The sequence below is a fragment of the Streptococcus sp. SC1 genome, from assembly GCF_030272855.1.
In the GTDB taxonomy this organism is placed as follows: Bacteria; Bacillota; Bacilli; order Lactobacillales; family Streptococcaceae; genus Streptococcus.
On sequence record NZ_JAQCMU010000002.1, the window covers coordinates 245,030 to 257,950 of the forward strand.

Here is a 12,921-nt window from a genome sequence, read left to right on the forward strand (position 1 = left end):
CTGCAAAACTCTAGACCAGCGGAATGTAGGCCAAAGCGACACTACCCTCGCCCAAGTGAGTTCCAATCACACTACCAAAAGTAGCAAGAGAAATATCATCCGCTATGCCAGCCGCTATCAGCTGCTGGCGTAAGCTTTCCGCCTTCTCTTCAGCATTCCCATGAATCACCATGACCTGATAAGAAGCAGAGGCAGTTTTTTCCTCCACTACTTCAATCAATCTCTTAATCGCTTTCTTTTCTGTCCGAATCTTTTCAAAGACTTCGATGACACCTGCATCGTTAAAATACAGGATCGGCTTGATACTTAGGAGATTTCCCAAAATAGCTGCGCCATTGGACAAGCGACCGCCTTTAACCAGATGATTGAGATCGTCAACCATGATAAAGGCGCTGGTTCCATCGATTTGTCGTTGAATCTTAATCAAAATCTCTTCAAAATCCTGCCCCTCAGCAGCCCAAGTCAAAGCATTTTCGACCATGAGGCCAAGCGGAGCACTAGTGATTTTTGAATCAGGAAAAGCGATTTTCAAATCAGGAAACTCGTCCTTGAGATACTGGATATTTTGATAAAATCCTGAAATCCCACTGGATAAAAAGAGCCCCAGCACATGCGTGTAATCCTCGCTAGCAAGACGCGTCAACGTCTCCTCCAACTCTGCCACACTAGGCTGACTTGTCTTTGGCAAATCATCCGTAGCAGCCATTTTTTCATAAAACTCACTGGCTGTCAGATTTTTTCCTTCCACATAAGTCTCTCCAGCAATCACTACTGGAATATCGAGAACAAAAAGATGGTCATTTCCACGAAGGCTATCCGGTAAAAAAGCGGACGAATCCGTTATAACCGCTAATTTCATCATTAGAACTCCAAATTAATACCTGGTAAATCTAGCGCAATCTCAGTCACTTCATACGTCAAGCGATTGAGCATGGTCAAGCAAGGACGCGCCAATTCTTCCACTTCTTCATGCTCAAACTCACTAGGTTCCTGCACCAAACGTCCTTGAATATGATTTGTCTGCGTGATCGTTCCACTAATTACAAAACGATCAAACACAATCATGAAAGTCAAAATCACAATCATGGATGTTGAATTCTTTTCTTCATTTCTTTCAATCAGCTGAAAATTCACGTCAACTTTTGTTTCAGGTGTTCCATTTTCTTTTTCCCATTCAAAATTGCGTGCATCAAAATGATACTGGCTGACAAATTCTTGTTCACGTTGTAATTCCATTACTATTCTCCTAAAAATATACGATAGTCCATTATAACATAATTTGATGTATCTTTCTAGCGATAATTATATTCAGAACTTTATCCGTTAGGAGATGGTGACGGATTCTCACAAAGTCTGAAGCTGATTTTGCACGTAATTTTTCCATACTTCCAAATACTCGCTCGTCTCGCCTGCTTCTCTACGCTTAAAGAATAGATTAAATAAAAATCCAACAAAGCCTGGATAAGATTGTGTTCTTACCAATTGGCAGGTCGAAGAAGTCAAAGGAATCACTTGACAATTTAAAATCGAATGCAGAAGAGAGTGTCTCGCATGTATCTCAATCAAAAAGGCTTCCTCATTGACCTCGCTTATTTCGCAAGACATTTTTATTCCTTCTTTTGTCACAATATCGTATTTTCTTCCTTCGTAGAAAAAGTCTTCTCCGCCCTCAAAGTGAATGGCTTGATTTGTTGATAAATTAGGAAGCCATTTATCCATCATTTTCAATGATTCCCAAGCAATTTTTGCATTCATATTCACAACTAACTTATCTGTATATGTTTTCATAATCTTATCCCATCTATTCAAATTATGGCAAAAAGAACCTTGACAAACCATCAAGATTCTTTCGCATATGTTTTATTTTTCCAGTGGTTTACGCAAATATCCGAAAAGAATACCGCTGACTACTGCACCAATCAAAACATACACAAGGTAAAGGATTGGGTTGTTAGTCAAACCGATAACGAAGATTCCTCCGTGAGGAGCCATAAGTTTGATGCCAGACAGACCGACAAGTGCACCTGTAAGAGCTGAACCGACGATAAAACTTGGAATTGCACGGGCTGGGTCAGCAGCTCCAAAAGGAATCGCACCTTCTGTAATGAAGGAAAGCCCCATGACGATATTTGTCAAACCAGAATCACGTTCTTCAGTAGTAAATTTATCTTTGAAAAGTAGAGTTGCAACAAATACTGCAAGCGGTGGAACCATACCGGCTGCCATAACCGCTGCCATGACTGGAGAACCACCAGTTGAAACAGTGCTTGCCAGTGTACTTGTACCAAATACATAAGCTGCTTTGTTGACTGGTCCACCCATATCGACAGCCATCATACCACCGACTAAGAGACCGAGAAGAACCGCAGAGCTTCCGCTTAGACTAGCCAAGAAATCGTTGAGGGCTGTATTGATTGCTGACATGGGGATATTGACTGCCAGCATAAGGAATCCAGTCACAAGAACACCAAGAAGTGGCAAGAGCAAGATGGAACGAATACCTTCAAGTGAGCGAGGCAGACCTGCAAGTAATTTGCGAAGGACTAAAATCACGCCACCAGCTAAGAATCCACCGACCAGAGCTCCAAGGAAACCAGATGATACACCAGCTAGAGAGAGTGTCTTCTCACCACCTGCAGCATAGGCAACACCACCAAATGATGCACCGCTGCTCGCAATTGCACCGGCTACGAAACCAGAAACCAAACCTGGCTTTTCAGCGATTGAGTAGGCGATATAACCAGCCAATACTGGCAACATGAAGCCAAAGGCTGCACCACCAATTGCCTTGAATTGAGCTGCAATCTCATGATAGCTTCCCAGATTAGAAAGCTGATCTTTTGGTACACCTAAGATCTGATCCAGCAAGAAGGCAATGGCAATCATAATCCCGCCACCAATAACGAATGGCAACATTTGGGAAACACCGCTCATCAAATGCTTGTAAAATGCTCCGCCTAGACTCAGTTTTTCATTGCTGCTAGCTACTGCAGCGCCACCATTAGCAGCCTTATAAACTTCAGCATTGCCAGAAAGAGCCAAATTGATGAGTTCTTCAGTCTTGCGGATACCGTCTGCAACTGGGCGGCTGATTAAAGGTTTGCCATCAAAACGATCCATTTCAACAGCCTTGTCTGCTGCGATGATGACTGCTTTCGCTTTTTTGATGTCTTCTGCTGTTAGTTTGTTGCCAACACCGCTTGCACCATTGGTTTCAACCTTGATGCCAACACCCATTTCAGCAGCTACTTTTTGAAGGGCTTCTTGAGCCATATAAGTGTGGGCAATCCCTGTTGTACAAGCTGTAACGGCTACGAGGAAGTCACCAGATTCGTTGGCAGGAGCAACAGTTGCCGGTTCAGCTGCCTTTTCAGACGCTTGGTCAAAAAGAGCGATAACTTCGTCTGGTGAAGATACTTTGCGCAATTTGTCAGCAAAACCGTCTTTCATCAAGTATTGAGACAATTCTGCCAAGGCAGCCAAGTGAGTATCATTAGCACCTTCTGGAGCAGCAATCATGAAAAAGAGATCAGTTGGCTGACCGTCCAAACTTTCATAATCAACACCCTTATTTGACTTAGCAAAGAGAACGGTCGCTTCTTTGACAGCAGAATTTTTGCTGTGAGGCATAGCAATTCCCTCACCCAAACCAGTTGAGGTCAAGGCTTCACGCGCCAAAATGCCTTCTTTAAAAGTTTCAAAATCCGTCACATAACCGTGATCTACTAGACTTTTAATCATCTCTTCGATGACAGCTGTTTTTTCAGTTGCCTGCAAATCCAGCAACATGACATCTTTTCTCAATAGGTCTTGAATTTTCATCGTTTTTCTACCTCAACTTTTTCATATGTTTCTTTAATAAATTCCGCTGTTGCCAAGTCATCCGAGAAGGTAGTTGCCGTTCCGCAAGCCACTCCCCATTTGAAGGCTTCTACCGCATCTTTTGATTTGACAAACTCACCTGTAAACCCAGCAACCATAGAATCACCAGCTCCGACTGAATTTTTCACTATTCCCTTGATAGGTTTAGCAAAGTAAGCTCCCTCAGATGTGACAAGGAGTGCACCATCTCCAGCCATAGAGATGATCACGTTTTGAGCACCCTTGGCCAACAATTCTCGAGCGTATTTCTCGATTTCGTCTAAGCTTTCCAGTTTCACTCCAAAGATAGCTCCAAGTTCGTGATTATTTGGCTTGACCAAAAGTGGCTGGTAATCCAAACTATCAATCAAGGTCTGACCTTCGAAGTCACAAACAACTTGCGCACCAGTCTGGCGCGTCAAAGCAATCAGCTCCTTGTAGATGACATTTCCCAAGTTCTTAGCACTTGAACCCGCAAATACAACCGTATCTTCTGCTGTCAAACTAGATAAAATAGCTTTTAATTCTTCTAGCTGAGCTGGTTCGACATTTGGACCTGTTCCGTTGATTTCTGTTTCTTGGTCTGCTTTAATCTTAACATTGATACGCGTATCTTCTGCCACTTGGACAAAACGTGTTTCGATTTCTTCTTCTGCCAAAGTATCTGTGATAAATTTACCAGTAAAGCCACCGATAAATCCAGTCGCTGTATTTGGAATATCCAAGCGCTTCAAGACACGGCTGACATTGATTCCTTTTCCTCCAGCAAACTTATCATCACTGTCCATTCGATTGACACTACCGACTTGAACTTGGTCCAAACGAACGATATAGTCAATGGAAGGATTGAGTGTGACTGTATAAATCATGCTTCTATTACCTCCGTTTTTTCTTTAATCTTTTGAATCACTTCAGATTCAGTTTGGTTTGTAATAAGCCTTGCGCGCGATACTGGTGCCACTTTTGCAAAAGATGTATTGCCCAACTTTGAGGCATCAGCTAAAACATAAGTTTTCTTAGCATTTTCGAGAATAGCGCGTTTCACTGCTCCTTCTTCCATATCCGGAGTCGTGAAAAATCCATCGTCAATTCCATTCATTCCGATAAAAGCCTTGTCAAAATTTAGTTGTCCGATTTGATTTAGAGCGACACCGCCGATACTGGCATCTGTCGACCGTTTCACGACACCGCCAATAATCACAGTGGGAATGTTGCGCTCCACCAGCTTAGTCGCATGGTGGATAGAGTTGGTCACCACTGTCACGCTTGGATCATGCAATTCATTGACTAAGAGTTCATTGGTCGTCCCTGCATCAATAAAAATGACATCGTATTCTTGAATCAAGCTGGCTGCTTTTTGAGCAATCTTGGTTTTTTCTTGAATGTTTTTTATAGATTTTTCTTGATTGCTTTCTTCCTCCTGCAAGAAATGAAGGCTCTCTGCACCACCATGCACACGCCTCAACTTCCGCTCGCTTTCAAGCTCATCTAAGTCTCTTCTAACAGTTGATTCTGAAGTGTCTAAAGTTTTTACTAGATACTCTAAAGAAACAAATTTATCTTTCATAACTTTCTCGAGAATCAGCTGCTTTCTTTTCGACTTCAGCATAGAATACCTCCTCTGCAATCGATTACAGTTCTATTATATAAGATTAAATTCCAAAGTCAAGCATTTTCTATCATTTTCTATCAAAATAAATCATTTGTTTGAATATAGAAAAAAGAAGCCTATTAGACTTCTTTTAATTCCTTTATTATCTTGTAGTGATATAGACAAGAAGAATCGGTAAAAAGGCAGCAAGCACACATAAGATTGAAAATACCCAAAACCAAACCGATTTAAGAGCTTGCCTATATGTTCCTGGCTGAGATCTATTTTCAGCAATATAAGCTTTAATTTTCGACCTATTTAAGATGAGTACAATCAATACTACCGTTGTTCCTGCAGTCATCAATCCATAATTTATGAGATTCACGATACTTTCTGGGATATAGTTGGTCAGGAAATCAAGTCCTTCTGCGATGACCAAATTATTGAAAATATGGAAGAAGATCACCCAGAAAATGGAATATTCAAAAGCGATGTAACCAAATCCCAGACCAATCATAGCAGCAAAATAAAGCTGATATAAATTTTCATGAAACAGTCCGAAAAGAAGAGCCGTCATGACAATGGCAAAAACTTTCCCGTGCTTTTCCAAGGCCCGCAATCCTGCTCCCCGAAAAATAATCTCCTCCGTAATCGGTGCCATGATGGTGGTATAGATAAACATGGTGATTGAATGAGAACTAAAATCCTGTGATAAAATCTCAGAAAGATCCAAACCAAAGAGCGACAAAATAGCATTCATGATTTGACTTGTCACAGTGCTAAACAGCTGAGAGAAAAACAAGAAGCAAATCATGAAGAAGAAGACTTTGGCTGTCATTTTCTTATTTTTCTTGCGCAAATCTCGAGTAAAAAGCTGCTTGCCCCTGAAAATCGTGAAAATAAGCACACCTAAACAAGAAGCGATAATGTAGGAACCGCCATCTTTATCCATAAAACTTTTTACAAATTCCTCAGTCTTACCTATATCAAATCCCTCCTGAAAAAGAACAAAGAAATAGGAAAAGACAGTATAAAGTATTACAACCACAAGCATCACGATAGAATAAGTAAAGCAGCTTGCTGAAAATCTCCCCAAATCTTTCTTGGGATTTAAAGGCTCAGGTAAAGTATTCATAAAATCTCCTTTGTTATTATTAGCTACGAGTCTTTCTACTGAAAAAATACAAACTTAAAAAGATTCCCTCGTAAAGAAGAGCAAAAAGAATAAAGGCGTGCATGAAAAATTCTTCTGGCAAAATCCAGATAACCGGATCCTTGGCTGGATCAAACAACCATGTATTGTCTCCCACAAAAAGCACTTGATGAAAAAGCGTAAAAAAGCTGTCAAAACCAATCAAGCCTGCCAAACAAATCATGACGAAGGGCAATACGCTCAAGATAAACAAACTTCTTTGATAAAGAGCTAAAAATCCTTTTTTGATCACTTTTTGGAGAAAGAAAATAAAAGCCGGCAGAGTAACTAGAAAAATAGCTTGCGCCAAGTGAAAAAGATACTTGACCGCTTGAAAATGATGCAGACCTGCTGCCGAAGAGCGAAAATCAGGCATCGCCAACTTCTGACTAAAAGGATTGATCAAGTAATTCATCAAAATGTTGAAATTATACTGGATGGTCTCTGCTTTCAAATGAACCTTATCGGGCAAAGCGAAATAGGAAATTTCCAGCGGGTAAAATAACCAAGCCAGATAAATGGTCAGCAAGATAGCTGCTGCCAGCAAGCACAGGATGCTGGCTAAAAATCTTAACCTATCACGCATCGAAGTCCCACTCCGCTAGACTGGACAAGACATGTGTCGGTTGGATAGGCAGACTGGGCACCTCTTCTGGCAGGGTAAAGCCTGTCGTAACCAAGAGAGTCGGAATGCCATTATCAATTCCCGCTCGAATATCTGTCAGGTAGTTATCTCCGACCATGACCACGTCCTCACGCGCCAGCCCTAAATGCTCTATCGCTTTTTCCATGATGATGGCATTGGGCTTGCCGATAAAGGTCGGCTTAACCCGAGTAGCTGCTTCCAAGAGGGCGTTAATAGCACCCGCTCCCGGCTGCAGACCTCGCTCGGTCGGAATATTGAGATCAGGGTTGGTCCCGATAAAGTGGGCACCCTTTTGAATAGCCAAAGTCGCTACTGTCAGCTTCTCATAGTCCACTTCCCAGTCCAGCCCCACTACTACATAGTCTGGATTTTCTGCGTCCTCTATATATCCAGCTTCTTCAATGGCATGTTTCAGTCCGACATCACCGATAACGTAGACTTTCTTGCCCAGATTTTTCTCCTGCATGTAGTCAATAGTAGCCAGAGTCGCTGTGTAAATGGTTTCAAGTGGCGTCTCAATATTGAAATTCTCAGCTAGCATGGTTTGAACCATTTCTGGCGTACGCGTGGTGTTATTGGTCACGAAAAGATAGGGAATCTTGCGCTTCTGTAGCTCATGCACAAAGGCTTCGCCAGCAGGAATTCGGCTCTTTCCCTTATAAATCGTCCCGTCTAAATCAATCAAATATCCTTTATAAGTCATACATTACTTTCTAATCTCTTTTATCTCTTGCCAAGTGATCATAGCCTGGGCATTGACTTCACCGTCACTGGAAATCTGGTGATTACTCTGCAGGCCATCTAGTTCATAGCTAGAAGCAATCATGCCGCCTGGTCGGACTTCCTTGACATACTTCAGGTTGATTTTCTGAGGAATATGCTGGGTAAGAAAGTCTGCTCCCATGACCTCAAAAATCCAGTCCAGATACTTGCTATTGTTGACATGGCCGTTCATATCCAAGTCGTAAAAGCGCACATGGTAGTCCTTGCTGATAGGATTTTCCAAGTTTGGATACTTGGGACCGCGCAGCAATTTCTTAGAAAAATCAGACTGATAAGGTGCAACAATCTCAGGCTCCACCCCATGAACCTTCCGACTATCTCGGTCCATAAGGACAAAAGTTGCCATCATCTGGATAATAGCTTGACCTGCTTCATCAAAAATTGTGAAGCGACGGTAGCAAAAGAGCCGATTGTAAGTCAATGCTTCTGTCTCAATGGTGATTTCCTCTGCAAATCGTGGTAGTCGTGTCACATCAATATCATAGTCCGTGATAATCCAGACTAGATTATACCGCTCCAATATGTCCTTGTCACTGACGCCAAGCTCAATCGACTGCATGCCCGACACCTGCAAGGATAGCAAAATGACATCTGGCAGCTTGATATGGCCATTCATATCCGCCATATCAAAGGGAATTTTCATTTTCATTTGATAAGTTAAGCCCATGATTTACTCCAATATAAATTTCTCAGCAACCGTATCGCCCAAAAAGAGGCCCTTCTTAGTCATGCGCACGATGTCTTTGTCTGGCACTAGCAAGCCCTGCTCAGTCAGCTCAGCCACAACAGCACCGTACTGGTCCTCAAAGGAAAGACCGAATTTTTCCTCGAAGCGCTTTTTAGAAACACCTGACTTCTTCCGCAGTCCTAGAAACATCTCTTCTTCCATCTTTTCTTTCAGCGTCAGCACTTCTTCCTGCACACGGGCATTGCCCACTTCCACTGCCTGCAGATAATGACGAATCGGTCCGTGGTTTTTATAGCGGACACCATTGACATAGCCAGAAGCTCCCGCTCCGATACCATAATACTCCGCATTGTCCCAGTACATGAGGTTGTGACGGCTCTCAAAGCCTGGCTTGGAAAAATTAGAAATCTCGTAATGCTCAAAGCCCGCCTTTTCCAACTCCGAAATAATGTATTCAAACATCTCCGCTTCCAAGTCTTCCTTGGGTAGAGGCAGCTTCCCTCGCCGCATTCGATTCATAAAGACCGTATGATTTTCTAAAATCAAGCTGTACAAACTCATGTGGGGAATATCCAGAGCAATGGCCTTGGCTACATTGGTTTTCACATCTTCCATAGTCTGCTTGGGCAGGGCATAAATCAGATCAATCGAAATATTGTCAAAACCCGCTTTTTTGAGATTGGCAATATTCTCATAGATATCCTTTTCCAAGTGACTGCGGCCAATCTGCTTAAGCATGCGGTCGTTGAAGGTTTGTACGCCCAGCGAAACCCGATTGACAGGGGAATCTCTAAGTACAGCAATCTTCTCCTGATCCAAATCCCCAGGATTGGCTTCAATAGTCAGCTCTTCTAAATAAGACAAATCCAGCTTGTCCGTCAACTTTTCCAGCAAAAAAGCCAACTGAGTCGCCGATAGAGCCGTCGGAGTCCCACCACCGATATAGAGGGTACGGAGCTTTTTGATGTCGTAAGAATCATACTCCTCAATCAAATGCTCCAGATAACTATCTACCGGCTGATTTTTGATAAAAACCTTGGAAAAATCGCAGTAATAACAAATCTGAGTACAAAAAGGAATATGCACATAGGCAGAAGTTGGTTTAGTTTGCATAGTATTTATTATAGCATAAAATTAGCGACAAAGCCCTCTTGGAAAATAGAATAAAAAAACTCAAGAAATAGAAAAATTCCTTGAGTTAATGTTGAAAGAGCATCTGTTCGAGTAGATCACGGATAAAGCAACTGCTGAATCACTAAAACATGGCTCTCTTCTACGCCATATAAACTATGAAGTTCATTCGGCTCCATTGTCAGAAAACTTCCCGGTACTAATTGTACAGTTTCTCCTAAGGCAGTAAAATCCACTTTTCCTTCTAGACAGACAACTGTAACAAGAGCATCTGCACTATGTTCAGGGATTTGTTTTCCTTTAGCAAGGTGCAAATGGCGGATGAGACGTCCTTGCTCTTCGACCGGAGTTTCAACCACATCAACATTTGGATCTATTGAGTAAAATTTCATCGTTTTCCCTCCTTTTTTTCATTTTAGCATAATTCCGAAGAATTGTCAGAATTTTTTAATATTCCTAATTGATACTTACAAAGTTACATAATATGGTATTTTCATCATGCTCTATTCGATCAATTTTCTTAAATATAAAAAGATTGAAGAACGTCACCTAAAATAGGTCTTTTCTTCAATCTAGAAATTTGGTTTAAATTAGATTTCAAAATCATTGAATTCCATAAGCCATACTGATCTGGATTTTAGCAACTCCATTCTGCAGGCTGATTTTGTCAATGCTGAACGGACTCTGCGGCAGAGATATAAGGAAACTATCTCCTTCCGTCGTGATAGTCGAATTAGAGGTCTGCAGTTGCTGCTTCAGCATGCCAGTCACCCAGGATTTAGGGATAGGAAGGATGCCTAGCTTGGCACTATCAATTGTGATGTATAAAGCACTCCCCTTCACCGTCACATCCACCTCTAGATCCAGTTTACTATCAATAAAAAATAGCTTTACCGGATACTGAATGCGTAGCTTATTGCCTTCAATACTGTAAGCACTGTTCAGCAGCTCCTGATTCTCAGAGTCAGTCAGCGAAGACTTGAGCACCTGATTGAGCTGTACGCTATTGAGAGAGACCTCCGTGCTGACTCCCTGAGCTGTCACATTAGCATTGTTCAAAGTCGGCTCAATCATACTTTCCCACGAAGTATTAGCTTGAACATTTTTTAGTTGTTCATTCGGATTGATAGAGGAAGGAACCAGAAATAGCACTGCTGCAAGTAATAGTACCAAAACAATTCCCACCAATCTTTTGATCAATTTCATATCTGTCTTCCTTTACTTTGAGAAATATCCTTAGCCGAAAACACAGAAAGGATTTATCTCATTTTACACTATTTTTACATCATTTTCTGTAACAAACAGATTAAAAGGCTAACAATCCTATAAAAAAGACTGGGACAAATAATCCCAGCCTCTTAGTCGCATATTGCCTGTATAACAGGGCTTAGCATAAATATTCTATTCTTACTTAATCACTTGTTGCGTCTTAGCATAGTTGGCTTCGACTGCTTCTTTTTCTGATTTCCACCAGTCTTGATTGTCTGTGTACCACTTGATGGTCTCTTTGAGACCTGCTTCAAAATTGGTAAACTCTGGCTTCCATCCTAGCTCATCGCGGAGCTTGCTGGCATCAATAGCATAGCGAAGGTCATGACCCGCACGATCTGTCACATGGTCATAAGCATCAGCTGGCTGTCCCATTTCCTTGAGAATCAGCTCCAGCACTTCCTTATTGTTCTTCTCACCATCAGCACCAATCAAGTAAGTTTCACCGATTTGACCCTTAGTCAGAATCGTCCAAACGCCTGATGAATGGTCATTGGTATGAATCCAGTCACGGACGTTTTTACCTTCGCCATAAAGTTTTGGCTTGATACCGCTCAAGATATTGGTGATTTGACGCGGAATGAACTTCTCGATGTGCTGGTAAGGACCATAGTTGTTTGAACAGTTAGAAATCGTCGCTTTGACGCCAAATGAGCGCACCCAAGCTTTAACAATCAAGTCTGAAGCTGCTTTGGTTGATGAGTAAGGCGAGCTTGGATTGTACTTGGTTTCAGCAGTAAACTTCTCACCTGGTCCTTCTCCATGACCTGGCAAATCTTCACGCAGAGGCAGGTCACCATAAACCTCGTCAGTCGACACATGGTGGAAACGAATATCGTACTTACGAGCGGCTTCCAAAAGTGTGTAAGTTCCGATGAAGTTGGTGTGGATAAACGGACTCGGGTCATTGAGCGAGTTATCATTGTGGCTTTCTGCCGCATAGTGAACAATAGCATCAGCTTCAGAAGCTAGCTTATCTACCAAGGCTGCATCAGCAATATCTCCAACAACCAACTCAACGCGGTCGCCTAAAATCTCTTCAATATTAGCTCGATTACCCGCGTAAGTCAGCTTGTCCAGCACTGTCACATGAACATCTGGAAAGTTATTGTAAACATAGTGGACAAAGTTAGAACCGATGAAACCAGCTCCACCTGTCACGATAATTTTTTTGTATTCAGTCATTGATTTTTCCTTTCTTACCTTGGTCTTCTAACAACTTTTTATAAAAGAAATCGTAGCTATATGCACTTAGAGAAATCCACACCATAGAAAGTAGAACACTACCCCAAAAATAAAATACAAAATTTATTCCCGAACGAAAAATAAATTCTAAAATACAGAAAACGATACGAAATACATCATATGTCCCAGGGAATATATCATATGTCCCAAGGAAAGAAGCCAAATCTGACAAATTTGGCATAAATTTGCAATCTCTTAGAAACCAAGCCATGCCAATAATTACTAAGATTAATAAGATAGGACCTCCTAAAAATAAGAACCTTTGATTTCTTGTATGCTTTCGAAATCCTTCTTTCCACTCATCAAAAACTTCTTGATTAGAGAACAAACTAACAAACATGATGAGAAAGCCGGTTACTGATATTGATAAACAATCTAAATATTGAAATTCACTACCACTGTTTATAGCACCTTTTATAACAGAAACAATTGATAGCAAAGTTATAGACAAACCAAAATTTACAATAGCTTTAATAGCTTCGCGACTTTCTGAATATTCTGATAATTTCATAAAT

At 41.4% G+C, this 12,921-nt stretch carries 15 protein-coding genes; all 15 read right to left on the minus strand.

Going from position 1 to position 12,921, the window contains the following annotated elements; all coding sequences use genetic code 11:
* Positions 1–10: 10 nt before the first annotated feature.
* The 15 genes from PAN94_RS04060 to PAN94_RS04130 all read right to left on the minus strand — a co-directional run bounded on the left by PAN94_RS04060 (position 11) and on the right by PAN94_RS04130 (position 12,917).
* Positions 11–859, minus strand: coding sequence for a DegV family protein (locus PAN94_RS04060; protein WP_223367610.1), 849 nt, complete (start codon positions 857–859; stop codon positions 11–13).
* A gap of 2 nt (positions 860–861) precedes the next feature.
* Entirely contained in the window at positions 862–1,236 is a 375-nt protein-coding gene (locus PAN94_RS04065) for a DUF1149 family protein (RefSeq protein WP_005590470.1), read from the minus strand.
* 108 nt (positions 1,237–1,344) lie between these two features.
* Positions 1,345–1,788, minus strand: a complete 444-nt coding sequence (locus tag PAN94_RS04070) for a hypothetical protein (RefSeq protein ID WP_223367467.1) — start codon at positions 1,786–1,788, stop codon at positions 1,345–1,347.
* 72 nt (positions 1,789–1,860) lie between these two features.
* On the minus strand, positions 1,861–3,822 hold the full coding sequence (locus PAN94_RS04075) for a PTS fructose transporter subunit IIABC (RefSeq protein WP_125372726.1): 1,962 nt from the start codon (positions 3,820–3,822) through the stop codon (positions 1,861–1,863).
* On the minus strand, positions 3,819–4,730 hold the full coding sequence (gene pfkB / locus PAN94_RS04080) for a 1-phosphofructokinase (protein WP_223367465.1): 912 nt from the start codon (positions 4,728–4,730) through the stop codon (positions 3,819–3,821). The genes PAN94_RS04075 and pfkB overlap by 4 nt, the downstream gene beginning before the upstream one ends.
* Positions 4,727–5,470 carry a DeoR/GlpR family DNA-binding transcription regulator gene (locus tag PAN94_RS04085; RefSeq protein ID WP_223367464.1) on the minus strand — a complete coding sequence of 248 codons (744 nt, stop codon included), beginning with the start codon at positions 5,468–5,470 and terminating at the stop codon, positions 4,727–4,729. Before PAN94_RS04085 ends, pfkB begins: the two co-directional genes overlap by 4 nt.
* A gap of 145 nt (positions 5,471–5,615) precedes the next feature.
* Positions 5,616–6,587 carry a CPBP family intramembrane glutamic endopeptidase gene (locus PAN94_RS04090; RefSeq protein ID WP_223367463.1) on the minus strand — a complete coding sequence of 324 codons (972 nt, stop codon included), beginning with the start codon at positions 6,585–6,587 and terminating at the stop codon, positions 5,616–5,618.
* Between the two features lie 19 nt (positions 6,588–6,606).
* Positions 6,607–7,230, minus strand: coding sequence for a TIGR01906 family membrane protein (locus PAN94_RS04095; protein ID WP_223367462.1), 624 nt, complete (start codon positions 7,228–7,230; stop codon positions 6,607–6,609).
* Positions 7,223–7,993 (minus strand): TIGR01457 family HAD-type hydrolase, encoded by a 771-nt coding sequence (locus PAN94_RS04100; RefSeq protein WP_148877301.1) that lies wholly within the window; start codon positions 7,991–7,993, stop codon positions 7,223–7,225. The genes PAN94_RS04095 and PAN94_RS04100 overlap by 8 nt, the downstream gene beginning before the upstream one ends.
* A 3-nt stretch (positions 7,994–7,996) precedes the next feature.
* The gene (locus PAN94_RS04105; protein ID WP_223367461.1) at positions 7,997–8,740 is read right to left on the minus strand and encodes an acyl-[acyl-carrier-protein] thioesterase; all 744 of its coding nucleotides are present in this window, start codon (positions 8,738–8,740) and stop codon (positions 7,997–7,999) included.
* Positions 8,741–8,743: 3 nt separating this feature from the next.
* A complete protein-coding gene (hemW, locus tag PAN94_RS04110) occupies positions 8,744–9,874 on the minus strand; it encodes a radical SAM family heme chaperone HemW (protein ID WP_223367460.1) in 1,131 nt (376 codons plus the stop codon).
* 116 nt (positions 9,875–9,990) lie between these two features.
* Positions 9,991–10,284: a cupin domain-containing protein gene (locus PAN94_RS04115; protein ID WP_005590484.1), complete on the minus strand. Its 294-nt coding sequence runs from the start codon at positions 10,282–10,284 to the stop codon at positions 9,991–9,993.
* Positions 10,285–10,495: 211 nt separating this feature from the next.
* Positions 10,496–11,098, minus strand: coding sequence for a hypothetical protein (locus PAN94_RS04120; protein WP_285874745.1), 603 nt, complete (start codon positions 11,096–11,098; stop codon positions 10,496–10,498).
* Between the two features lie 201 nt (positions 11,099–11,299).
* The gene (rfbB, locus tag PAN94_RS04125; RefSeq protein ID WP_061909284.1) at positions 11,300–12,346 is read right to left on the minus strand and encodes a dTDP-glucose 4,6-dehydratase; all 1,047 of its coding nucleotides are present in this window, start codon (positions 12,344–12,346) and stop codon (positions 11,300–11,302) included.
* Entirely contained in the window at positions 12,339–12,917 is a 579-nt protein-coding gene (locus tag PAN94_RS04130; protein ID WP_285874752.1) for a hypothetical protein, read from the minus strand. The genes rfbB and PAN94_RS04130 overlap by 8 nt, the downstream gene beginning before the upstream one ends.
* Between the last annotated feature and the right edge of the window lie 4 nt (positions 12,918–12,921).

Bases quoted from the DNA above. Each gene is read 5' to 3' on its own strand.
- PAN94_RS04060 (WP_223367610.1), bottom strand. From the start codon at position 859: ATGAAATTAGCGGTTATAACGGATTCGTCCGCTTTTTTACCGGATAGC.
- PAN94_RS04065 (WP_005590470.1), bottom strand. From the start codon at position 1,236: ATGGAATTACAACGTGAACAAGAATTTGTCAGCCAGTATCATTTTGAT.
- PAN94_RS04070 (WP_223367467.1), bottom strand. From the start codon at position 1,788: ATGAAAACATATACAGATAAGTTAGTTGTGAATATGAATGCAAAAATT.
- PAN94_RS04075 (WP_125372726.1), bottom strand. From the start codon at position 3,822: ATGAAAATTCAAGACCTATTGAGAAAAGATGTCATGTTGCTGGATTTG.
- pfkB (WP_223367465.1), bottom strand. From the start codon at position 4,730: ATGATTTATACAGTCACACTCAATCCTTCCATTGACTATATCGTTCGT.
- PAN94_RS04085 (WP_223367464.1), bottom strand. From the start codon at position 5,470: ATGCTGAAGTCGAAAAGAAAGCAGCTGATTCTCGAGAAAGTTATGAAA.
- PAN94_RS04090 (WP_223367463.1), bottom strand. From the start codon at position 6,587: ATGAATACTTTACCTGAGCCTTTAAATCCCAAGAAAGATTTGGGGAGA.
- PAN94_RS04095 (WP_223367462.1), bottom strand. From the start codon at position 7,230: ATGCGTGATAGGTTAAGATTTTTAGCCAGCATCCTGTGCTTGCTGGCA.
- PAN94_RS04100 (WP_148877301.1), bottom strand. From the start codon at position 7,993: ATGACTTATAAAGGATATTTGATTGATTTAGACGGGACGATTTATAAG.
- PAN94_RS04105 (WP_223367461.1), bottom strand. From the start codon at position 8,740: ATGGGCTTAACTTATCAAATGAAAATGAAAATTCCCTTTGATATGGCG.
- hemW (WP_223367460.1), bottom strand. From the start codon at position 9,874: ATGCAAACTAAACCAACTTCTGCCTATGTGCATATTCCTTTTTGTACT.
- PAN94_RS04115 (WP_005590484.1), bottom strand. From the start codon at position 10,284: ATGAAATTTTACTCAATAGATCCAAATGTTGATGTGGTTGAAACTCCG.
- PAN94_RS04120 (WP_285874745.1), bottom strand. From the start codon at position 11,098: ATGAAATTGATCAAAAGATTGGTGGGAATTGTTTTGGTACTATTACTT.
- rfbB (WP_061909284.1), bottom strand. From the start codon at position 12,346: ATGACTGAATACAAAAAAATTATCGTGACAGGTGGAGCTGGTTTCATC.
- PAN94_RS04130 (WP_285874752.1), bottom strand. From the start codon at position 12,917: ATGAAATTATCAGAATATTCAGAAAGTCGCGAAGCTATTAAAGCTATT.